Raw genomic sequence first — 21128 nt, 5'->3', positions numbered from 1 at the left:
GGTCGCCGCGGCCGCTCAGGCGGAGGGCCGCGTGGCCCTGCTCTGCGCCGGCCGCGGGGTCCGGCCGGGGCTTGGCTGCCGCATCGTGCTCTGCTGCAGGGCGTTGAACTCGGCCACGTTGCGCTGGTGCTCGGCGTAGTCGGCGGTGAAGCGGGTGTCGCCGGGCTTGACGGTGACGAAGTACAGCCAGTCGCCGGGCGCCGGGTTGATGGCCGCGCGCATCGCCGCCTCACCCGGGTTGTCGATCGGTGTGGGGGGCAGACCCATGCGCTGGTAGGAGTTGTAAGGGCTCTGGATACGGGTGTCGTCCGTGGTCGTCCGGACCGTTCTGCGGTTCAGGGCGTAGTCGATGGTGGAGTCCATCTGCAGGGGCATGCCGCGCTGGAGCCGGTTGAAGACGACCCGGGCCACCTTCCCCATGTCGGCCTTCGAGGCGGCCTCGGCCTGGACGATGCTCGCGATGGTGACCGCCTGGTAGATGTTCATCGCGTTGTGCTGCGCGCCGGCGGCGATCGGCGCCCCGTTGAACTTCCGGTTGGCGGTGTCGATCATCGACTGCAGTAGCGACTGCGGGGTCGCCTTGTGGTCGATCGGGTACGTCGCCGGGTAGAGGTAGCCCTCCGGGTTGCCCTGGGCGTCGCCCGGCAGCTTCAGCGCCGCCTTGCCGATGGACTTGCGGGCGGTGCCGGCGGGAAGGCCGAGGGCCTTGTCGACGGCCTGGTAGACCTGGCTGGCGCGCCAGCCCTCCGGGATCACCAGTGTCCTGGGCCGGGCGGCCTCGCCGTCGTCGCCCAGGGTGAGCAGCGGCACCGCCACGGCGGTGCCGGCCAGGACGGCGCCGGTCGCGACGAGGGCGATACGGCCCCGGCGTGTCAGTCGGATCGTTCTCCGCGGCTGAGCGTTCGTCTGCATGCGGGCACGTTAACCCGCATATCGTCACAAACCTGGTATATCACCGGATATACGGCAGCATCTTCAGCTTGTCGGTTCCAGTTGCGCGTCCCGCCGGACCAGGGCGGCGTACCGTCCGTCCAGCTCCAGCAGTTCCTCGTGCGTCCCCCGCTCGGCCACTCGCCCGGAGTCCAGCACCACGATCTGGTCGGCGTCCCGGACGGTGGACAGGCGGTGCGCGATGGTGAGCGTCGTCCGGTTGGCCGACAGGGCGTCGATGGCCTCCTGCACCGCGGCCTCCGTGCGGGTGTCCAGGGCGCTGGTCGCCTCGTCGAGGATGAGCACCGGAGGGTCGCGCAGGATGGTGCGGGCTATGGCGAGACGCTGCTTCTCACCGCCGGAGAAGCGGTGGCCGCGCTCGCCGACCACCGTGTCGTAGCCGTCGGGCAGTGCGGCGATGTGGTCGTGGATCTGGGCGGCCTTCGCCGCCGCGTGCAGCTCCTCGTCGGTGGCGTCCGGCTTGGCGAAACGGAGGTTGTCGGCGACCGAGGCGTGGAAGAGGTACGTCTCCTGGGAGACGACGCCGACCGCGCGGGCCAGGGTGTCGAAGTCGAGGTCGCGCACATCGACGCCGTCCAGGGTCACACGGCCGCCGGTGACGTCGTACAGCCGGGGCACGAGGTAGCCGAGCGAGGACTTGCCCGCGCCGGTCGGGCCGACGATCGCCAGGCTGCCGCCCGCCGGAACCGTGACGTCGATGCCGTCGAGGACGGGGCCGCTCTTGTCGTCGTAGCGGAACTCGACGTCCTCGAAGCGGACCTCGCCCTTGACGGCATCGAGGTGGACGGGCCGCTCCCGTTCGGTGATGTCGATCGGCAGGTCGAGGTACTCGAAGATGCGCTGGAAGAGCGCCAGCGAGGTCTGGATCTGCACGCCGGTCGACAGCAGGCTGACGGCCGGGCGGAACAGGCCCTGCTGGAGGGAGACGAAGGCGACGATCGTGCCGAGCGAGGCCTGCGGGCCGCCCAGCTGGAGGGCCACCCCGGCGGTCCAGTAGACGACGGCGGGCATGGCGGCCATGACGATGGTGATGACGGCCATGCGCCAGCGGCCGGCCATGTTCGACTTGACCTCGAGGTCGACCAGCCGCTCGGACTCCTCCGCGAAGGACGCGGTCAGGGACTCGGCGCGGCCCATGGTGCGGCCGAGCAGGATGCCGCTGACGGAGAGCGACTCGGTGACCGTCGCGGCCATCGCGGCCATCTGCTTCTGGCGCTGGGTGGTGATCTTCTTGCGCTCATTGCCGACGCGGCGGCTGATCCACACGAACACCGGCAGCAGGAGCAGCGAGACGAGGGTCAGCCGCCAGTCGAGCGCGACCATGGCGACGATCGTGGCGACCACGCTGGTGAGGTTGGAGACCAGCGAGGTGGCGGTGGAGGTCACGGTGGCCTGCATGCCGCCGATGTCGTTGGCTATGCGGGACTGCACCTCACCGGTGCGGGTGCGGGTGAAGAAAGCGAGTGACATGCGCTGCAGCCGGCCGTAGACGGCGGTGCGCAGGTCGTGCATGACGCGCTGGCCGACGGTCGTGGAGATCAGTGTCTGCAGTACACCGAAGACGCTGCTGAGCACGGCACTGAGAATCATGCCGAGCGCCAGCAGGCTCAGCAGGCCGGTGCGGCCGTCGGGGATCGCGACGTCGAGGGTCTCCTTGAGGAGGAACGGCGTGGCGACCGACACCAGGGACGATGCGCCGACCAGCAGACCGACGATCGCGAGCCGGGCGCGGTAGGGACGGAAGAGCTTCAGTATGCGGCGCACCTGCCGGGGCTGCTCCTTGGCGTCGGCAGGCGGGGTCCAGACGTTCGCACGGTCGGGATGCATGGGCTCCTACGGGGTGGGCGGGCGTCGGCGACGAGACCGGGCAGGTCCGACCGACGGCGGTCGATTGATCATAGGTCATTGTTACCTATACTCACAATGAACTGCATCCTGATATTGTTCCCGCATGACCACCCCCGATCCCGAGGGCCTGCTCGCGGAGCAGCTGCTGCGGCTCACCCGCCGGGTGCACCGCATCCAGAAGCGCCATCTGGAACAGTGCGACCTGGGCATCACCCCGGCCCAGTCCCGGCTGCTGCGCACCCTCGCCCACTACGGCTCACCGCCGCGCATGGCCGACCTGGCCGAGCGCCTCGAGGTGGTGCCGCGTGCGGTCACCACCCTGGTCGACGGGCTGGAGGCGAGCGGCAGGGTGCGCCGGGTGCCCGACCCGGTGAACCGGCGGGTCACCCGGATCGAGCTGACGGAGGCCGGCCGCAAGGCCCTCGACGAGCTGCGCGGGGCCCGGCGGTCGGCCGCCCGGGAGATCCTGGCGCCGTTGACGCACGAGCAGCGCGAGTTGCTCGGCGACCTACTGGACGCGCTGGTCGACGGGGCGACGGTCAAGCGCTGCTGACCGTCCCGCGCCCGCGCCGCCCCGTCAGCAACGCCTGTCGTCCTGCGTCAGCACCCCCTGAACCGTCGTCAGCGAACGGTCGTAGCAGCCGGCCGGGCCGTACAGCCGGTAGCGCTCACGGGTCGTGCCGACCGCGTGACGCTGGTCGCGGGGGACGTCGAGGGTGTAGGCGGCGTCGCCGGTGTAGGTGTCGTCGAGCCGCGACCACGCCGTGCGCCTGCCGTTGCGTGTCCCGGCCATCGCCGCCCGGTCGCCCAGGGTGAGTACCGTGCGCAGCCGGTCGTCGGTGCCGATGACGGTGGTGCCGTCCATCGTGTACGTCCGGTGTGTGTACGTCTTCGCGGCGGGTCCACGTCCGTCGACCGTCACCGACTCGTCGTCGGTCCAGCGGGCGTCGAGTGCGTCCGTCGTCTCGCCGTCCGTCCAGCGGTGGGCGGAGGTGTTGGCGAGCGTGCGCCTGACGGTGGTCGTCACTCGGCCGTGGGAGGTGTCGACGTATCCGGCGACGGTGAGCCGGTGACCGGCGTCGGTGTCCACGCGCTGGTCCGGACCCGGCGTGTAGGTCGCGGAGTTCCTGAGGACGCCCTCCTTGCGCAGGGTGAGCCCGCCGGTGAGCCGCGCCCGGCCCGCGTCCTGCCAGACCAGGACGTTGACGGGAGTGCTCCAGCCCGTCTGCCCCTCGGGGACGCCGACCACGGAGACCTCCACGCGGTGCGGGCGGCCGTCGTCGAGGATGCCCGCGTAGGGGGTCAGGTCGTACTCGATCGGCCGGACGTCGAAGGCGCGCGGACCCGGAACGACGTACCAGAGGAACGGGTTGGACCAGCCGCCGGTCCACACGTTCGGGAACGGCGCGGCGATCCCGGCGAGTTGGCCGTCGACCCTGATCTGCACCTCGCGGTAGGGACCGCCGGCCGCCTTGCAGGAGTACGGCGCCGGGTCGGGGGCCGCCAGGTACCAGAACTCCTCGCAGCCGCCGCCGGATCCGGTGGCGTACACCTCCGCGACCACGCGCTCGGTGTTGCGCGGGGTGGTGAGGGTGGTTCCGCCGGCCGTGTCGGTGAGGGTGAGGACGCGGTCCGGCGCGGCGGCGGACGGGCGGCCCGCGTAGAAGGTCAGTGTGACCTTCACGTCGATGACGCCCGTGTACGTGTCGTCGACGACGTTCCCGATGAGCATCTCGACGTTCTGCGGGCTGCGGAGGACGGCGCTGTAACGCGTGACGTCCTTCTCCACCGACCACTCGATGCCGTCCGGGGACGGCTCGGGCGTCGAGGTACGCAGCACCTCCACGCCACCGACGCGCAGATAGCCGAGCCGGTCGTACTGACGGCCCTTCACCTTGCCGTCGAGTCGCAGCACCACCTTGCTCCAGCGGTCGCCGCAGCCCGCCGGGGGCGTGTAGGCGCCCCGGTACGGCGTGAAGTCCCTGAACTGCGCCTTGGCGAGGGTGACCGCACAGGATTTCGTGTGCGGTCGGGTGACGGCCGGAGCGGCCGTCACGGGGTCGTGCCAGTCGGTGCCGAACTCGGCGGGGACGTCGGCGGACCGCGCGGGAGCCGCTCCCAGGAGGACGCCCGCCAGGAGGGAGATCCCGGCGAGCATGGACATGACTATCCGGCTTCTCATGGCCGGTGTTCTACGGGGAGTCGGGCCCGGCCGCAATGAGGCCCGGGCGGATCAGGCGCTCAGGTCCGCCCTGTCCCCCATGACGATGACGGGATGCCGGGCCGGGTCGAGGGTGCGCAGCAGGTACTCCATGGCGTCCCGCGAGACGCTGACGCAGGCCGAGGTGCCGCTGCCGTGGTCCATGTGCAGCCAGATGCCGCCGCCCTTCTGCTCGCCCTCGGGGCGGGCCGGGTTGTTCGGCGGGGTGCCCTTGACACGGTTGTAGTCGATGGCGATGACGTAGTCGAAATCGTGCCAGTGCGACTCCGCCCACGTGCGCGGGGCCGCGAACGACGCGTCCTGCGTGTACGGCAGCCCGGCACCGGGATCGTCGAGCACGCCGCCCGCGTCGGAGAGGGTGAACACCCCGACGGGGCTGCGGTTGTCACCCATGCGGTGGTCGAGGGTCCAGCCCTTCTTACCGTTGTGCGCCGGCCAACTCCGGGTCCGCTCCCAGGCACCGCCGCGCCGGGTGTACAGCACGACCGTGGCTTCGGACGAGTCCTTGCCGCGGCCGTAGACGGCCACCACCTGGCCGGATTCGGCGGGAATCCTGCGGTGCAGCCGGTCACCGACACCCGGCAGGCGGGTCGGGTCGACGGTGGCGGGGCGGTGCGCGGAGCGGCCGGGGGCTCCCCGCGCCCCGGCGGGCCGGGCACCCCCGTCTTCCGCTGAGCCGCATCCGGACAGGACCGACAAGGTCGTCAGAAGCGTTCCGAGAGCCGTCACCACGACCGTCGTACGCCGCACACCGTTCAACTGCACGGAGCCATGGTGGCACGTTGTGGGCACCGCCCCGGAAAACCGTTTGCTTTCGACCACGCTGCGACGCGAACCTTGCACGGTTTGTTGCCGTCTCCTCCCCCTCACACGAGCCCCTGACACGAGCCACTGGGACGTCATACGCCATGCAGATCCAAGACCTTCCGTATCCCGACCCGGGCGTCCCCGACGCGCGTTCGGGTCCCCGATTCCTGTGGTGGCTGTGGCGCAACCAGCTGGGTGGCCAGGCGAAGTCGCTGGCCTGGGGCCTGCTGCACTTCGTCTCCGTCTCCGCGCTGCCGTTCTGCGTCGGACTCGCCGTGCAGTCCGTGGTCGACCGCTCCGGCAGGCATCTGGCCCTGACCGGCGGGCTGCTGGCGCTGTGCGGCGCGGGCATCGCCGTCGGCGACACCTTCCTGCACCGGACGGCCATCACGAACTGGATCACGGCCGCCGCCCGCGTCCAGCAGTTGCTGGCCCGAAAGGCCGCACGGCTCGGCTCGGCGCTGACCCGGCGGGTCGCGGCCGGCGAGGTGGTGGCCGTCTCCACGGGTGACGTCGAGAAGATCGGCTGGTTCGTCGAGGCGGTCTCGCGTTTCACCGCCGCCGCGTTGACGGTGGTCGTGGTCTGCGTGGCCCTGCTCGTCTACCAGCCGGCGCTCGGCGTGCTGCTCGCGGTGGGCCTGCCCGTGGTGGCGCTCGCCGCGCTGCCGCTGCTGCCCCGGGCGACCCGGCGTGCCGACGTCCAGCGCGAGAAGGCGGGCCGGGCCACCGAACTGGCCTCGGACACCGTCGCCGGACTACGCGTGCTGCGCGGCATCGGCGGCGAGGAACTGTTCCTCGACCGCTACCGCAGCGCCTCCCAGGAGGTTCGGCGCGCGGCCGTGCGCAGCGCCCGGATGTGGTCCCTGATCGCCGGGATCCAGGTGCTCCTGCCCGGAGTGCTGCTGATCACGATCGTCTGGCACGGCGTCCAGCTCGCACGGGACGGCCGGATCACCGTCGGTGAACTGGTCACCGCCTACAGCTCGGTGATGATCCTCGCCTATCCGTTGCGGCACTTCGAGGAGATCGCGATGGCTTACTCCTTCTCACGCCCGTCGGCCAAGCGAGCCGCGCGCGTGCTGTCACTGGAGCGCACGACGGACGCGGGAGGCTCACGCGAGGCGGGGACTCCGGACGGCGACCTGTACGACCCGGGCACCGGACTGCTCGCGCCCACCGGCCGACTGACCGCCGTGGTCTGCGGCGACCCGGACGCGGCCGGGCGGCTCGCCGAGCGGCTGGGCGGCCACCCCACCGAACCCGGCCCGTCCGTGCTGCTCGGCGGGGTGCCACTGGACGAACTGCCCCTGGACTGCGCGCGCACCGCCGTCCTCGTGCAGGACAAGGACCCGGTGCTGCTGTCGGGTTCGCTGCGCGAGCTGCTCGACGTGCCCGCGTCCGGCGCGGTCCGCGCGGAGGAGGCACTGGCGGCCGCGCAGTGCGGGGACGTCCTGGAGGCCCTGGTCCAGGGTTCGTTGGACGCCGCCGACCCGATGGACGCCCGCATCACGGAGCGCGGACGCTCACTGTCGGGCGGCCAGCGCCAGCGGCTCGCGCTGGCCCGGTCGCTGATCACGGACCCCGAGGTGCTGGTACTGGACGAGCCGACCTCGGCCGTCGACTCCCACACGGAGGCACGGATCGCCGAGGGGCTACGGCAGCTGCGGACCGACCGCACGACGGTGGTGTTCACCTCCTCACCGCTGCTGCTGGACCGCGCGGACCGTGTCGTCCTCGTCCACGACGGCGAGGTGGTGGCGGTCGGCGCACACCGCGAACTGCTGCACACCGAGCCCCGGTACCGGGCGGTCGTGACCCGCGAGACCGAAGAGGAGGCTCCTGTGCCGGGGCTGCCGGCCGACGAGAGGGCCGCCCCGCGAGGGGCGTTGGAAACGAACGGTACCGCCGCCCTCCGGGGCGCCCTGGAAGAGATCGAGGAAAGCGCATGATCGGCGTCGCGCCACCGGCCTACGACCCGGCGGCCCCGACGACGGCCACCACCCTGCCCGTCGGTGCCCCGGCGACGGTACGCGCCTACGTGGTGGAACTGTTCCGTCGGCACCGCCGCGCCTTCGGGATCCTGATCCTCGTCAACACCGTCGCCGTGGTGGCCTCCATGGCGGGCCCCTACCTGGTGGGCGGGCTGGTGGAGCGGGTCTCCGACCGGGCCGCCGAACTGCACCTGGGCCCGACCGCCGGAGCATTCCTGCTCGCGCTGGTCCTCCAGGCGGTGTTCGTACGCGAGGTACGGCTGCGCGGGGCCATGCTCGGCGAGCGGATGCTGGCCGACCTGCGCGAGGACTTCCTCGTCCGGTCGGTCGGACTGCCGCCGGGGGTGCTGGAGCGGGCCGGCACCGGCGACCTGCTGTCCCGTATCACCACGGACATCGACCGGCTCGCCAACGCCATGCGCGAGGCCGTACCGCAGCTGGCGATCGGGTTCGTGTGGGCGGCGCTGCTGCTGGGCGGACTCGTGGTCACCGCGCCGCCGCTGGCGGCTGCCGTGCTGCTCGCCGCGCCGCTGCTGTTCGCCGGCTGCCGCTGGTACTGGAGGCGGGCGCCGTCCGCCTACCGCTCCGAGGCCGCCGGATACGCCGCCGTGGCCGCCGCGCTCGCCGAGACCGTGGACGCCGGCCGCACCGTCGAGGCCCACCGCCTCGGCGAGCGCCGTATCGCCCTGTCGGAGCGCCGGATCAAGGAGTGGACGGCCTGGGAGCGCTACACCCTGTGGCTCCGTTCCGTGCTCTTCCCGGTCATCAACGCCACCCATGTGACGGTCCTCGGCTCGGTCCTCATGGTCGGCGGGTACTTCGTCCTGCGCGGCTGGATCGGGGTGGGGCAGCTGACCACCGGCGCGCTGATCGCGCAGATGCTCGTCGACCCGGTCAACCTGATCCTGCGCTGGTACGACGAGGTCCAGGTCGCCCAGGTCTCGCTGGCCCGCCTGGTCGGGGTGCGCGACATCGAGCCGGACGCCGGGGACCAGGCGCTGGCCCCGGACGGACACGACGTGCACGCCGACCGGGTGCACTTCGGCTACCGGGAGGGCGTCGACGTCCTGCGCGAGGTGTCGCTTCAGGTGGCACCCGGCACCCGGCTGGCCCTCGTGGGGCCCTCGGGCGCGGGCAAGTCCACGCTGGGCAGGCTGCTCGCCGGGATCTACGCGCCCCGGGACGGCCGGATCACCCTGGGAGGTGCCGAGCTCTCCCGGATGCCCGCCGAGCTGGTCCGCTCGCACGTCGCCCTCGTCAACCAGGAGCACCACGTGTTCGTGGGCTCCCTGCGCGACAACCTCCTGCTGGCCGCCGCCGACGCCACCGACGCCGAGCTGTGGGCGGCGCTCGGCGCGGTCGACGCCGACGGGTGGGCGCGGGCGCTGGACGACGGCCTGGACACCGAGGTCGGCTCGGGCGGACTGTCGCTCACCCCCGCCCAGGCCCAGCAGATCGCGCTGGCCCGGCTGGTGCTGGCCGACCCGCACACCCTGGTCCTGGACGAGGCGACCTCGCTCCTCGACCCGCGCGCGGCACGCCACCTCGAGCGCTCCCTGGCCGGCGTCCTGGACGGCCGCACCGTGGTCGCCATCGCCCACCGCCTCCACACGGCGCACGACGCCGACGTCATCGCGGTGGTGGAGAGCGGCCGCATCAGCGAGCTCGGCAGCCACGACCAGCTGGTCGCGGCGGACGGCGCGTACGCGGCCCTCTGGCGGTCCTGGCACGGGTGACCCGCCGGCACACCGGGCGGCCCGGCAGCGGGCCGGAAGGAGAGTGCACGCTTCAGGTGGACGGCGTGGAGCCGGGATCGGGGTGTGCACTCTCGGGCTGGTCCCCGTGCCGTTGCGCGGTGCCGAGCCGGAGTGGAAGGCTGGAAACTGGCACCGGCTTGGGGAACGCCCGGGAACCGTCCGGTCACCGTCCGGTTCGCGCCGGGTGAAACCTGTGCCCCGCACCCCGGCGGAGCCCCGCCCGGCGCGGTGAGAACGGGCCGTGGCCAGCAGCTGGAGGTAGCCGTGGACAGCACCGACGGATGGGGAGACGACGTCTACCAGCCCGATGCGTCCGAGATCCAGGACGACGCGGGACTGCTCGACGCGGAGGACACGCTCGTCGACGACGGTGTCGACGACCCCCTGGACCGCGGCTGGTCTCCTCCCGAGCGCCCCTGGGCGGTGGAGCACGCGGGTGTGACGGCGGCCGAGCGCCGTCAGGGCGAGACTCTGGAGGAGCGCCTCGCCGAGGAGCTGCCCGACCTCGCCACCCCCGACGGCGACGGCATCGGCGATGTCGAGGACACCGACGGCGAAGCCCTGGACAACGAGGTCGGCGACCTCCGCTCCGGCCGCCTCGTGGCCCCCGACGAAGGGGCGCACGAGGACGAGGAGGCCGCCCTCGTGGCCACCGACGTCGGTATCGACGGCGCGGCCGCCTCCGCCGAGGAGGCCGCGATGCACGTCGTGGACGAGGACACCCTCTCCGGCTGACCGGAACGCCACCCGCCCACCGCCCGCCCATCGCGAGGAGCCGCCATGCAGGAGGACAAGCACCCCGACCACCATGCGGTCGTCTTCCGTGACCGCGCCGCCGGATACGCCTTTCTGACCCGGTCCACCGCGAGCAGCGACCAGACCATCGAGTGGGACGACGGGGAGACGTACCCCGTCGTCGACGTGGAGATCTCCTCGGAGAGCCATCCCTTCTACACCGGCAAGGCCCGCACGGTCGACGCCGAGGGACGCGTCGCGCGCTTCGAGCGCCGCTACGGTGGGGCGGACTCCGGGGAGTCCGCCTCCTGAGCCCGGTCCGTCCCTCAGATGACGTTGAGTGCGGCGGCGCAGCCCACCCCGCCGAGCAGCATGAAGGCCGGCATCAGCACCTTCAGCTCGACCCAGCTGCCCGCCCGGAACCGCATCGCCTTCGGCGGCCCCAGCGGGTACCAGCGCTTGCGGCCCACGGGGATCGGCCACAGGATCGGGCAGCCGGAAACGGTCAGCGCGTCCCCGATGTCGTGCACCAGCGCTCCCAGCACCACGGGCAGCCCCAGCCACAGGTACTCCTGTCCGGGCGCGGTGAACAGCCAGTCGGAACCGTTGCCCGGCTTGTCCAGGATGCCGGCGAGGATCCATGCGCTGGTCGCGGCCAGCAGCCAGACCAGGACGTCGCTGCTCGAACCGCGCGCCGCCCGCCACAGCAGACCCTCGATGGCCAGCACCATGTGCGCGAAGAGGATCGCCAGCACCGCCCAGCGGCCCCCGCTGATCGCCGCCGCGGAGCATCCCCCGCCTATCAGGACCGCCCAGAGCCAGGTGTGCGTCAGCGTCCGGTGCCCACCGGAGCGACGGGGGTCGCCCTGTTTCCTGGTCGCCTTGTAGACGGCGTACGACAGCTTGTCCACGATCTCGCAGATCCAGCGCGAGAGCGGCCCGAAAGCGCGCGAGATGGTGGCCGCCTTGTGGTCGAGGTCGGGGGCGAGCGCGGCACCGGCGCAGATCAGCGCGCCGACCAGGAGCACCGGCCAGGGCATCGGGTGCCCGGCCGCGGCGGCGGCCGCTCCGACGCCGAGCCAGGCGGCGGCCCCCGACAGTGAGTGTGCTGGTCCCATCATGGCCGTTGCCCGCCCCATTCCTCGTGTGCCGCTGTCCAGTTGACCGGGTGCATCGACGCTCCGTCGGCGACACAGCGTAGCTGCCATGATCTTCTGGCTCGCAGCCGATTCCCCCATCGGCCGGGACGCCAGGCAAGATGGGTGCGTGACCCTCATCGATCAGCTCCCGCCGACCGCCGACCCCGACGCCCTGTACGAAGCCTTCGAGTCGTGGGCCCAGGAGCGCGGTCTCACGCTCTACCCCCATCAGGAGGAGGCGCTGATCGAGGCGGTCTCGGGTGCGAACGTGATCGTGTCGACGCCCACCGGCTCGGGCAAGTCCATGATCGCCGCGGGGGCCCACTTCGCCGCTCTGGCCCGGGACGAGGTCACCTTCTACACGGCTCCCATCAAGGCCCTCGTGTCGGAGAAGTTCTTCGAACTGTGCAAGCTCTTCGGCACCGAGAACGTCGGCATGCTCACCGGCGACGCATCCGTGAACGCCGACGCGCCGGTCATCTGCTGCACCGCCGAGGTGCTCGCGTCCATCGCGCTGCGCGACGGCAAGGACGCGGACGTCGGCCAGGTGGTCATGGACGAGTTCCACTTCTACGCGGAGGGTGACCGCGGCTGGGCCTGGCAGATCCCGCTGCTCGAACTCCCCCAGGCGCAGTTCGTCCTGATGTCGGCCACGCTCGGCGACGTCTCCTTCTTCGAGAAGGACCTCACCCGCCGCACCGGCCGCCCCACCGCGGTGGTCCGCTCGGCGACCCGCCCGGTCCCCCTCTCCTACGAGTACGAGCTCACGCCGCTCACCGAGACGCTCACCGATCTGCTGGAAACCAGGCAGGCACCGGTCTACATCGTGCACTTCACCCAGGCGCAGGCCGTGGAGCGGGCGCAGGCGCTGATGAGCATCAACATGTGCTCGCGCGAAGAGAAGGACCAGATCGCCGAGCTGATCGGCAACTTCCGCTTCACCACGAAGTTCGGCCGCAACCTCTCCCGGTACGTACGTCACGGAATCGGCGTCCACCACGCCGGCATGCTGCCCAAGTACCGACGCCTGGTGGAGAAGCTGGCGCAGGCCGGTCTGCTGAAGGTCATCTGCGGCACCGACACCCTGGGCGTCGGCGTCAACGTGCCCATCCGCACGGTGCTTTTCACGGCCCTGACCAAGTACGACGGCAGCCGCGTGCGCACCCTGCGCGCCCGTGAGTTCCACCAGATCGCGGGCCGCGCCGGCCGAGCCGGCTTCGACACGGCGGGGCTCGTCGTCGCGCAGGCACCCGAGCACGTCATCGAGAACGAGAAGGCCCTCGCCAAGGCGGGCGACGACCCGAAGAAGCGTCGCAAGGTGGTGCGCAAGAAGGCACCGGAGGGCTTCGTCGGCTGGACGGAGAACACCTTCGAGAAGCTGATCGCCTCCGAGCCGGAACCGCTGACGTCCCGGTTCCGGGTGACGCACACGATGCTGCTGTCGGTGATCGCCCGTCCCGGCAACGCCTTCGAGGCGATGCGCCATCTTCTGGAGGACAACCACGAGCCGCGCAGGCAGCAGCTGAGGCACATCCGGCGGGCGATCGCCATCTACCGCTCGCTGCTGGACGGCGGCATCGTCGAGAAACTGGACGAGCCGGACCCCACGGGCCGCATCGTCCGCCTCACGGTCGACCTCCAGCAGGACTTCGCGCTCAACCAGCCGCTGTCGACCTTCGCGCTCGCCGCGTTCGAGCTGCTGGACCCGGAGTCGCCGTCCTACGCTCTCGACATGGTGTCGGTCGTGGAGTCCACCCTGGACGACCCGCGGCAGATCCTCGCCGCCCAGCAGAACAAGGCGCGCGGCGAGGCCGTGGCCGCTATGAAGGCGGACGGCGTCGAGTACGAGGAACGCATGGAGCGCCTCCAGGACGTCACCTACCCCAAGCCCCTGGAGGAGCTGCTCTTCCACGCTTACGACACGTACCGCAAGAGTCATCCCTGGGTCGGCGACCATCCGCTGTCGCCGAAGTCCGTGATCCGCGACATGTACGAACGGGCGCTTTCCTTCACGGAGTTGGTGTCCTTCTACGAGCTGGCGCGCACCGAGGGCATCGTGCTGCGCTACCTCGCCGGCGCCTACAAGACCCTGGACCACACGATTCCGGACGACCTCAAGTCGGAGGACCTCGAGGATCTGATCGAATGGCTCGGCGAGATGGTGCGCCAGGTCGACTCCAGCCTGCTGGACGAGTGGGAACAACTGGCCAACCCGGAGGAGATGACCGCCGAGGAGGCCCAGGAGAAGGCCGACGAGGTCAAGCCGGTCACCACCAACGCACGCGCCTTCCGGGTCCTGGTCCGCAACGCGATGTTCCGCCGTGTGGAGCTCGCCGCCCTCGACCAGGTCGACGAACTGGGCGAGCTGGACGCGGAGTCCGGCTGGGACGCGCAGGCCTGGGGCGAGGCGATGGACAAGTACTGGGACGAGTACGACGACCTCGGAACCGGCCCCGACGCCCGCGGCCCCAAGCTGCTGGTGATCCAGGAGGAGCCGCAGAACGGTCTCTGGCGCGTCCGTCAGATCTTCGACGACCCGGCGGGCGACCACGACTGGGGCATCAGCGCGGAGGTCGACCTCGCGGCCTCCGACGCGGAGGGCCGTGCGGTCGTCCGCGTCACCGACGTCGGACAGCTGTGAGCACAGGAGCATCCCACCCATGACGAATCCGGCCGAGAGACTCGTCGACCTGCTCGACCTGGAGCAGATCGAGGTCAACATCTTCCGTGGCCTGAGCCCGCAGGAGTCCCTCCAGCGGGTCTTCGGCGGCCAGGTGGCGGGCCAGGCACTGGTCGCCGCCGGGCGCACCACGGACGGTGACCGCCCGGTGCACTCGCTGCACGCGTACTTCCTGCGGCCCGGCAGACCGGGCGTGCCGATCGTGTACCAGGTGGAACGAGTGCGCGACGGGCGGTCTTTCACTACACGCCGGGTCACCGCCGTGCAGCAGGGCCGCACGATCTTCAATCTGACCGCCTCCTTTCACAAGCCTGAGGAAGGACCCTTCGAGCACCAGCTCCCGCCCGCCCGCGAAGTGCCGCACCCGGATTCCCTGCCGACGGTCACGGAGGAGGTCCGCAAGCACCTGGGCGCACTGCCCGAGCAGCTGGAGCGGATGGCGCGCCGCCAGCCCTTCGACATCCGCTACGTCGACCGGCTCCGCTGGAACGCCGCGGAGGTGGAGGGCGCGGAACCGCGCAGCGCGGTCTGGATGCGTGCGGTCGGCCCGCTGGGCGACGACCCGTTGGTGCACACCTGCGCGTTGACCTACGCCAGCGACATGACCCTTCTGGACGCGGTCCGCATTCCGGTCGAGCCGCTGTGGGGGCCGCGCAACTTCGACATGGCCTCGCTGGACCACGCGATGTGGTTCCACCGGCCGTTCCGCGCGGACGAGTGGTTCCTGTACGACCAGGAGTCCCCGATCGCCACGGGCGGCCGCGGTCTGGCCCGTGGGCGGATCTACGACCTGCAGGGGCGGCTGCTCGTGTCGGTCGTCCAGGAAGGGCTGTTCAGGACCCTGTAGTCACGGCTCGGCAGCCTGCGGGCCGGGGGCTTCTGCGGCGCAGCCGGCGCAGGAGTCCGCGTGCCGGTTTCGGGGCCGGCGCCGCGTCCGGCGCGGACGGATCCGGGCGCGGTGGTGACGGGTCCGGGTGTGCTGCGGGCGGGGCCGGTGCGGGGCGCGGGGCCGGCCGGTGGGCGCGAGCGTCCCGCACCGCCTGTGCCAGATCGCGACGGAGCCGGCCGGCCTCGTCCGCGTCGTCCGCCGTCATGATCCGCTCGGCCAGCTCCGCGTAGGACGAGCCGGGGGCGCCGTTGGCCGGTGGCCCCGGCCGGTAGCGGTTGACATGAGCTCGCTCGTAGGGGTCCTTGATCACGTCCGGGATGTGCACCGGGTCGAGGAAGGCGGCCACGGCCCCGGCGCGCTCCCAGGGATCGTCGGCCTGCCCCAGCAGGAATCCGAGATGACGTCCGCGCCAGGTGCGGGCCCGTAGATCCAGCCCCTCCCCCAGTCGGTCGCGCAATGCCTCGGGCATACGGCCGGTGAGCAGTGGGGCGTTCCGCTCGTCCGCCGTGAACCGCCGTAGTTCCTCGGCCGGGTAGAGCCAGACCACGGCCCGGTACCGGTTCACATAAAATCTCACGGGCACCACCAGGCCGAGGCGTGCCAGGCGGGTGAACCTCATGGCCGACACTTCCATCAGGGCCGCACCCTCCGTGGTACCCACCGCCCTGACGCTCTCCCGCAGCGATTCGGGGAATCCCTCCTCGGCGCGCAGGCGCTCGATCTCGGCCCGCTCCACGCGACGGCTCCCGTCCCCCTGTCCGTCGGGCACGGTCCGGATCCGCCCGAGGAGTAGTGCGATGTCGAATTCGCTTCGCGCTAGGCCGAGTTCGCGTGCTGCACGGCTCGGTGCACAGGTCAGGTGACGTGGTGCCGCGATGATGCTGCCCGACATGGTCGTCTCCCCCGTGGAGTGGTGGCTCACGCCGTCCGCGCTCGCCGTGAAAAAAACCGTAGCCGGTCCGGCGAATCTCCTGGCGAGCCTGTGGATAACTCCAGGCGGGGCGACGTCTATGCAGGTCAGAGCTCTTCTTCGGGTTCACGCCCGGGCTGCCGGGCATCCACGCCGAGGTGCTCGCCGACCCGGTTGACGAGCAGCGTCATCTCGTAGGCGATCTGGCCGATGTCGGCCTCCGCGCCGCTGAGCAGGCACAGACAGCTGCCGTTGCCTGCGGCGGTGACGAACAGCACGGCGTCGTCGTACTCGACCATCGTCTGGCGGACCCTGCCCGCACCGAAGTGGCGCCCCGACCCCTTCGCCAGGCTGTGCAGTCCGGATGCGACGGCGGCGAGATGCTCCGCGTCCTCGCGGCGGAGGCCGGTGCTCGCGCCCGCCACCAGGCCGTCGTTCGACAGGACCAACGCGTGCCGTACCTGTTCCACGCGCTCCGTCAGGTCGTCCAGGAGCCACCCGAGTCCCTGGTTCTGCGCCATCTTCGGTCTCTCCCCGTGTGACGTCTCCCCCCTGGCTGGAGGAACTCTTCGCCAGCCTTCCCCACGACCGCCGTCCGGGCAAGGAGGATGGAGGCATGGCACAGAAGATGACCGACGAGGAATGGCGGGCGTTCGTCTCGGCGGGCACCCGCACCGGAAAACTGTCGACCGTGCGGGCTGACGGCAGCCCGCACGTGGCACCGATCTGGTTTCTGCTCGAGGGCGACGAAGTGGTCTTCAACACGGGCAAGGAAACCGTGAAGGGGCGCAATCTGGCTCGCGACGGCCAGGTCGCGCTCTGCGTCGACGACGACCGGCCACCGTTCGACTTCGTGGTGCTGAACGGGCGCGCCCGGCTGTCGGAGGATCCCGGCGAACTCCGGCACTGGGCGACCCGGATCGCCGCGCGGTACATGGGTGAGGAACGCGCCGAGGAGTTCGGCGCCCGCAACGGCGTTCCGGGCGAGCTCCTGGTCCGTGTCGCCGTCGAGCATGTGGTCGCGTTGAAGGGCATCGCGGACTGAGGCCTCCGCAGTCCCTCAGCCCACCGAGTCGAGCAGCCGGGCGGTGTGCATCCGCCCGGCGTACTCGACGAGCCGGATCAGCACGTCCTTCCCCGAGTCCCGGTCGCGGGCGTCGCACAGCACCACGGGGGTCCCCCGGTCGAGATCGAGGGCACGGCACACGTCGTCGGCGCCGTAGGTGCGTGCCCCGGCGAAGCAGTTGACCGCCACCACGAACGGGATGTGCCGGTGCTCGAAGTAGTCCACCGCCGGAAAGCAGTCCTCCAGCCGCCGGGTGTCCGCCAGGACCACAGCTCCGAGCGCGCCCTGTGATAGCTCGTCCCACAGGAACCAGAAGCGGTCCTGCCCCGGTGTGCCGAAGAGGTACAGGGACAGGCCCGAGCGGATGGTGATGCGGCCGAAGTCCATGGCCACGGTCGTGGTGACCTTCTGGTCGACGCCGTCGGTGTCGTCGACCGACTGCCCGGCCTCGCTCAGCAGTTCCTCGGTGCGCAGCGGGCGGATCTCGCTGACCGCGCCGACCAGGGTGGTCTTGCCGACGCCGAAGCCGCCGGCGACCAGGATCTTCAGCGCCAGGGCGGACGTCTCGCCGTCGGTGGTGTCGGCGTACTCGGAGTGCTCGGAGTGCTCGGAGTGCTCGGAGACCATGATCACTTCTCTCGGGAATGCGGGTCGCGGGCGACTGGGCGGCGGAGGTCCGGTGGGTCGTGCACTGTCATCTACAGCGCCCTCAATCCCGCGATGACCTCGCGCAGGATCCGTTCGTCGGGCAGCTGCGCCGGGGGCACCGGGCGGCTGATCGTGACGCGGCCGAGCTCGAGCAGGTCACCCAGCAGCACTCTTACGACGCCCAGGGGCAGGTCCGTGCCGGCGGCGAGTTCGGCGACCGACTGGGTCTCGGTGCGGCACAGGTCGACGAGCGAGCGGTGCTCGGGGCCGAGGGCAGGGTTGCCGTCGGCGGTGAGACCGCCGGGATCGAGCGTCACTAGTGCGAGCAGGTCGAAGTGCGCTCCACCGGGACCGGGCCCGGTGCGCCCGCCGGTCACGGCGTACGGGCGGACCAGAGGTCCGGCCTCGCCGTCGTACCACTGGCTGCCCTGCTCCGGCGGAGTGCCTCCCGTGTCCTCGCTCATGGGTGCCGACCGCCCTCTCGGTTCATCCGGCGGCGGGGGGCCGCGTGGCGGCCCGGGGGGCCGTGCGGAGGTGTTCACCGACGCGCTTGACAAGCCGTGCCATTTCGTACGCGACGAGTCCGATGTCGGCGGTCACCGCCGTGAGGACGGCGAGGCAGGAGCCGTCTCCGGCGGCGGCCACGAAGAGGAAGGCGTCGTCCATCTCCACCATGGTCTGGCGGACGCCGCCCACTCCGAAGTGCCGCCCCGTCCCCTTGGCCAGGCTGTGGAATCCGGAGGCGACGGCGGCGAGGTGCTCGGCGTCCGCGCGCAAGAGGCCGGTCGAGGCGCCCACCGCCAGGCCGTCGTTGGACAGCACCACGGCGTGCCGTACGTCGCCGACGCGGGTCACCAGGTCGTCCAGCAGCCAGTCGAGTTCGCCGGACGGCTGGGCGGGCCTCGTTCTCGGGTCGTGGATCACGCGAGGTCTCCTTCAGTGCTGTCGCTGCCCGCTTCGGGGCCGGGGGTGGCACCGCGGCCGGGTCGCCTGCCGCCGCCGCGCGTCCAGCCGTCGCGGTAGGCCGCCATGCGGTCCCTCACCAGTTCGGGGGTGCGGTCGTCGCTCCGCGCGTGAGGTGCCGTGGAAGGCTTCTCGGGGTGGTGTTCACGTAGTTGGGGCGCCAGACTCGCCTGTCGTGTCCGGCGGGGGAGGCCGTCCGAGCCATCGGAGTCGTTCGGGGGTCGGTGCAGCCGCAAGGTGGTGACTTCCGGGGGTGGGGGTGGTTCGGCCGCGGGTTCCGCCGACGGCCGGCCGGTGGCCGCGAGGACTGGCCGGCCGGCGGACGTCGCCGCGACCTCATGGGGTGGCCGGGCACCGGGCACGCGCGCGTACGCGTGGTGCTGTGTCCGTTCCCGGTCCGTCGCCGAGTGGGCGGTGGGTTCGGCCGGGTCGTCGTGCAGGAGGGCGGTGGGCAGCAGGACGACCGCGGTGGTGCCGCCGTAGGGCGAGGTCCGCAGGTGCACCTTGATGCTGTGGCGTGCGGCGAGTCTGCTGACCACGAAGAGGCCCAGACGGTCGCTGTCGAACAGGTCGAGTGCCTCGGACTGCTCGATGCGCCGGTTCGCCTCGTCGAGGGTCTCCGGGCTCATGCCGAGGCCTCGGTCCTCGACCTCCAGGGCGTAGCCGTTGCCGACGGGTTCGCCGTTGACCCGCACGCGCGTGTGAGGCGGTGAGAACTGGGCGGCGTTCTCGACGAGTTCGGCGAGCAAGTGGGTCAGGTCGGCGACGGCGGCGCCGGCCACGGATGTCTCGGGAAGCTGCCGCACTTCGACGCGCGCGTAGTCCTCGACCTCGGAGACGGCCGCGCGGACGACGTCGGTGAGGGACACGGGCATGCGCCAGGCCCGCCCGGGCGCCGCCCCGGAGAGAATGATCAGGTTTTCCGCGTGGCGACGCATGCGGGTGGTGAGGTGGTCGAGCCGGAAGAGGTCACCGAGCTCTCCGGGGTCGTCCGAACGGCGTTCCATGCTGTCGAGCAGGCTCAGCTGGCGGTGCACCAGGACCTGACTGCGGCGGGCCAGGTTGACGAAGACCCTGGAGATGCCGCCGGCCAGCTCCGCCCGTTCCACGGCGGCGAGCAGGGCCGCCCGGTGGACGGTGCCGAGGGCTTCGGCGACCTGACCGGTCTCGTCCTCCGCGGGCGGCCCCGAAGGGGCCTCCGCCCGGATGTCGATCTCCTCCCCGGCGCGCAGTCTCCGCATGGCTTCGGGAAGTTTGCGGCGGGCGATCTCCAGTGCGCCGTTGCGCAGACCGACCAGTTCGACCACGAGTGCGCGTCCGATGCGTACGGAGATGACGAGCGAGGCGGTCACGGCGGCCAGGCCGAAGAGCACGGCGGCTCCGGCCGGGGTGAGCAGGCCACGGCCGTACGGGTCGGCCTGGCCGGCGACGCTGCTCGCGGCGTCCCTTTCGATGGCCCGCATTCCGTCCCGGACGCGCGCGTGGGGCTCCTCCCAGGTGGCTGCCGGGCCGGCCGTGACCTCGTGGGCGCCGGGGGCGCCGGCCAGGGCCCTGTCCTCGACGGCGCCGACGGCGGTGTAGGCGCCGCTCGTGGCGAGCTTCCGCCAGGCGGCAAGCTGGGCGGCGGGCAGGTCGGCGACGGCGGTGTCGGTGAGTGCGCGGCGGGTGTCGACGGCGCCGGTGAACAGGCGCAGGCGCTCGCCCGTGAGTCCGCCCGCGAGGCGGGCGCCGGTGAGTACCGCGTCCTCCTGTGCCAGTGCTTCGCGGGCGCGGGAGAACTCGAGCACCACGCGTGCGTCCGAGCCCGGATCGGATTGCCGGATGCCGGTGAGGGCGCCGTCCACCGCGAAGGCGGTGCCGATGGACCGCGTGTACCCGCGGTACGCCTCGTCCCAGCCGACGCGGTGGTGGAGCACCGCCGTGCGCAGGGGGCGCAGGTGCTCCGCCCCGCTGACGAAGTCCTCGAGGCGCTGTGCGACGCCGGAGGGCAGTTCCTGGCCGTCGGCGACGGTGTTGTGGTCGCCGAGCCGCAGCCGGGCCACGGCCCGGTCGGTGCGGGCGGCGAGAGCCCGCAGATCGCGGCCCTGTGCGGTGGCCGGACCGGTCGCACAGCGCACGGCAGCCACGCGTTCGGCCTGCAGGGCGGTGACGGCGTCGGCGAGCGGGGCTCGGAGTTCGGCGTCCACCCGCTGCGACTGGCGCAGCCGGGACACGTCCTGGGCGGTGCTGACGGTGGCGTACGCCCACAGGGCGAGCAGGGAGACGACGGGCACCATCAGCAGGCAGACGACCTTGGCGCGTACGGTCCGGGGCCTGATCCGTCGGCGTCCCACGCGCGCGGGCGCGGCGTCCGGGGCCCGGTCGGCCGTCCCGTCGGTGTCTTCGTCGGCCGGCCGCCCGGCATGGGCCCGACGGCCGCGCACCGGCGGCGAGGGCGGCGTCTGTGCGTCCGGTGTGGTCCTACGGGGTGTACGCATGGCCTCCTCGCTCGGAAGTGGGTGGGGGGGCTCTGAGGCGGGGCCG

Annotated in this window: 19 protein-coding genes; 8 read left to right on the top strand and 11 right to left on the bottom strand. The window is 71.7% G+C overall.

Going from position 1 to position 21128, the window contains the following annotated elements:
• Positions 1-15: 15 nt before the first annotated feature.
• Positions 16-912, bottom strand: a complete 897-nt coding sequence (gene mltG / locus ACWC21_RS16350) for an endolytic transglycosylase MltG (RefSeq protein WP_450882237.1) — start codon at positions 910-912, stop codon at positions 16-18.
• 63 nt (positions 913-975) lie between these two features.
• Positions 976-2778 carry an ABC transporter ATP-binding protein gene (locus tag ACWC21_RS16345; protein WP_450882235.1) on the bottom strand — a complete coding sequence of 601 codons (1803 nt, stop codon included), beginning with the start codon at positions 2776-2778 and terminating at the stop codon, positions 976-978.
• A 124-nt stretch (positions 2779-2902) separates the two neighbouring features.
• Here ACWC21_RS16345 and ACWC21_RS16340 point away from each other — a divergent pair, with 124 nt between their 5' ends.
• Entirely contained in the window at positions 2903-3352 is a 450-nt protein-coding gene (locus ACWC21_RS16340) for a MarR family winged helix-turn-helix transcriptional regulator (protein WP_450882233.1), read from the top strand.
• Between the two features lie 24 nt (positions 3353-3376).
• Here ACWC21_RS16340 and ACWC21_RS16335 read toward each other — a convergent pair whose 3' ends face one another.
• Positions 3377-4981: a peptide-N4-asparagine amidase gene (locus ACWC21_RS16335; RefSeq protein WP_450882231.1), complete on the bottom strand. Its 1605-nt coding sequence runs from the start codon at positions 4979-4981 to the stop codon at positions 3377-3379.
• A 51-nt stretch (positions 4982-5032) separates the two neighbouring features.
• A complete protein-coding gene (locus tag ACWC21_RS16330; protein ID WP_450882229.1) occupies positions 5033-5785 on the bottom strand; it encodes a L,D-transpeptidase family protein in 753 nt (250 codons plus the stop codon).
• A gap of 143 nt (positions 5786-5928) precedes the next feature.
• On the opposite strand from ACWC21_RS16330, the gene ACWC21_RS16325 reads away from it, so the two are divergent.
• From ACWC21_RS16325 to ACWC21_RS16310, 4 genes are all read left to right on the top strand, one after another.
• Positions 5929-7776, top strand: coding sequence for an ABC transporter transmembrane domain-containing protein (locus ACWC21_RS16325; protein WP_450882227.1), 1848 nt, complete (start codon positions 5929-5931; stop codon positions 7774-7776).
• Positions 7773-9554: an ABC transporter ATP-binding protein gene (locus ACWC21_RS16320; protein ID WP_450882225.1), complete on the top strand. Its 1782-nt coding sequence runs from the start codon at positions 7773-7775 to the stop codon at positions 9552-9554. Before ACWC21_RS16325 ends, ACWC21_RS16320 begins: the two co-directional genes overlap by 4 nt.
• A 285-nt stretch (positions 9555-9839) precedes the next feature.
• Positions 9840-10310 carry a DUF5709 domain-containing protein gene (locus ACWC21_RS16315; RefSeq protein WP_450882223.1) on the top strand — a complete coding sequence of 157 codons (471 nt, stop codon included), beginning with the start codon at positions 9840-9842 and terminating at the stop codon, positions 10308-10310.
• A 45-nt stretch (positions 10311-10355) separates the two neighbouring features.
• On the top strand, positions 10356-10622 hold the full coding sequence (locus ACWC21_RS16310) for a type B 50S ribosomal protein L31 (RefSeq protein WP_450882221.1): 267 nt from the start codon (positions 10356-10358) through the stop codon (positions 10620-10622).
• A gap of 14 nt (positions 10623-10636) precedes the next feature.
• On the opposite strand, the gene ACWC21_RS16305 is transcribed toward ACWC21_RS16310, so the two are convergent.
• On the bottom strand, positions 10637-11431 hold the full coding sequence (locus ACWC21_RS16305; RefSeq protein WP_450882219.1) for a metal-dependent hydrolase: 795 nt from the start codon (positions 11429-11431) through the stop codon (positions 10637-10639).
• A 145-nt stretch (positions 11432-11576) separates the two neighbouring features.
• On the opposite strand from ACWC21_RS16305, the gene ACWC21_RS16300 reads away from it, so the two are divergent.
• Together ACWC21_RS16300 and ACWC21_RS16295 are read left to right on the top strand one after the other, a co-directional pair.
• Entirely contained in the window at positions 11577-14090 is a 2514-nt protein-coding gene (locus ACWC21_RS16300) for a DEAD/DEAH box helicase (protein ID WP_450882217.1), read from the top strand.
• 19 nt (positions 14091-14109) lie between these two features.
• Positions 14110-14976 carry an acyl-CoA thioesterase gene (locus ACWC21_RS16295; RefSeq protein WP_450882215.1) on the top strand — a complete coding sequence of 289 codons (867 nt, stop codon included), beginning with the start codon at positions 14110-14112 and terminating at the stop codon, positions 14974-14976.
• Here the strand turns inward: ACWC21_RS16295 and ACWC21_RS16290 are convergent.
• A complete protein-coding gene (locus tag ACWC21_RS16290) occupies positions 14963-15910 on the bottom strand; it encodes a DUF6397 family protein (RefSeq protein ID WP_450882213.1) in 948 nt (315 codons plus the stop codon). The genes ACWC21_RS16295 and ACWC21_RS16290 overlap by 14 nt on opposite strands.
• Positions 15911-16035: 125 nt before the next feature.
• Positions 16036-16449, bottom strand: a complete 414-nt coding sequence (locus tag ACWC21_RS16285) for a roadblock/LC7 domain-containing protein (RefSeq protein WP_450882211.1) — start codon at positions 16447-16449, stop codon at positions 16036-16038.
• Positions 16450-16544: 95 nt separating this feature from the next.
• On the opposite strand from ACWC21_RS16285, the gene ACWC21_RS16280 reads away from it, so the two are divergent.
• Positions 16545-16973, top strand: a complete 429-nt coding sequence (locus tag ACWC21_RS16280) for a PPOX class F420-dependent oxidoreductase (RefSeq protein WP_450882209.1) — start codon at positions 16545-16547, stop codon at positions 16971-16973.
• A gap of 15 nt (positions 16974-16988) precedes the next feature.
• Here ACWC21_RS16280 and ACWC21_RS16275 read toward each other — a convergent pair whose 3' ends face one another.
• The 4 genes from ACWC21_RS16275 to ACWC21_RS16260 all read right to left on the bottom strand — a co-directional run bounded on the left by ACWC21_RS16275 (position 16989) and on the right by ACWC21_RS16260 (position 21082).
• A complete protein-coding gene (locus ACWC21_RS16275) occupies positions 16989-17621 on the bottom strand; it encodes a GTP-binding protein (protein ID WP_450882207.1) in 633 nt (210 codons plus the stop codon).
• 71 nt (positions 17622-17692) lie between these two features.
• Positions 17693-18106, bottom strand: coding sequence for a DUF742 domain-containing protein (locus ACWC21_RS16270; RefSeq protein WP_450882205.1), 414 nt, complete (start codon positions 18104-18106; stop codon positions 17693-17695).
• 22 nt (positions 18107-18128) lie between these two features.
• A complete protein-coding gene (locus tag ACWC21_RS16265; protein WP_450882203.1) occupies positions 18129-18566 on the bottom strand; it encodes a roadblock/LC7 domain-containing protein in 438 nt (145 codons plus the stop codon).
• Entirely contained in the window at positions 18563-21082 is a 2520-nt protein-coding gene (locus ACWC21_RS16260) for a sensor histidine kinase (protein ID WP_450882201.1), read from the bottom strand. The genes ACWC21_RS16265 and ACWC21_RS16260 overlap by 4 nt, the downstream gene beginning before the upstream one ends.
• Between the last annotated feature and the right edge of the window lie 46 nt (positions 21083-21128).

The sequence above is a fragment of the Streptomyces sp. NPDC001348 genome (assembly GCF_053597535.1).
This window is presented reverse-complemented; position numbering and strand designations above follow the sequence as displayed.

What these genes read in the sequence shown, in the direction of transcription:
- ACWC21_RS16285 (WP_450882211.1), bottom strand. Translation starts at nt 16,449, where the DNA reads ATGGCGCAGAACCAGGGACTCGGGTGGCTCCTGGACGACCTGACGGAG.
- ACWC21_RS16320 (WP_450882225.1), top strand. Translation starts at nt 7,773, where the DNA reads ATGATCGGCGTCGCGCCACCGGCCTACGACCCGGCGGCCCCGACGACG.
- ACWC21_RS16335 (WP_450882231.1), bottom strand. Translation starts at nt 4,981, where the DNA reads ATGAGAAGCCGGATAGTCATGTCCATGCTCGCCGGGATCTCCCTCCTG.
- ACWC21_RS16340 (WP_450882233.1), top strand. Translation starts at nt 2,903, where the DNA reads ATGACCACCCCCGATCCCGAGGGCCTGCTCGCGGAGCAGCTGCTGCGG.
- ACWC21_RS16310 (WP_450882221.1), top strand. Translation starts at nt 10,356, where the DNA reads ATGCAGGAGGACAAGCACCCCGACCACCATGCGGTCGTCTTCCGTGAC.
- mltG (WP_450882237.1), bottom strand. Translation starts at nt 912, where the DNA reads ATGCAGACGAACGCTCAGCCGCGGAGAACGATCCGACTGACACGCCGG.
- ACWC21_RS16325 (WP_450882227.1), top strand. Translation starts at nt 5,929, where the DNA reads ATGCAGATCCAAGACCTTCCGTATCCCGACCCGGGCGTCCCCGACGCG.
- ACWC21_RS16290 (WP_450882213.1), bottom strand. Translation starts at nt 15,910, where the DNA reads ATGTCGGGCAGCATCATCGCGGCACCACGTCACCTGACCTGTGCACCG.
- ACWC21_RS16275 (WP_450882207.1), bottom strand. Translation starts at nt 17,621, where the DNA reads ATGGTCTCCGAGCACTCCGAGCACTCCGAGCACTCCGAGTACGCCGAC.
- ACWC21_RS16260 (WP_450882201.1), bottom strand. Translation starts at nt 21,082, where the DNA reads ATGCGTACACCCCGTAGGACCACACCGGACGCACAGACGCCGCCCTCG.
- ACWC21_RS16305 (WP_450882219.1), bottom strand. Translation starts at nt 11,431, where the DNA reads ATGATGGGACCAGCACACTCACTGTCGGGGGCCGCCGCCTGGCTCGGC.
- ACWC21_RS16295 (WP_450882215.1), top strand. Translation starts at nt 14,110, where the DNA reads ATGACGAATCCGGCCGAGAGACTCGTCGACCTGCTCGACCTGGAGCAG.
- ACWC21_RS16270 (WP_450882205.1), bottom strand. Translation starts at nt 18,106, where the DNA reads ATGAGCGAGGACACGGGAGGCACTCCGCCGGAGCAGGGCAGCCAGTGG.
- ACWC21_RS16280 (WP_450882209.1), top strand. Translation starts at nt 16,545, where the DNA reads ATGGCACAGAAGATGACCGACGAGGAATGGCGGGCGTTCGTCTCGGCG.
- ACWC21_RS16345 (WP_450882235.1), bottom strand. Translation starts at nt 2,778, where the DNA reads ATGCATCCCGACCGTGCGAACGTCTGGACCCCGCCTGCCGACGCCAAG.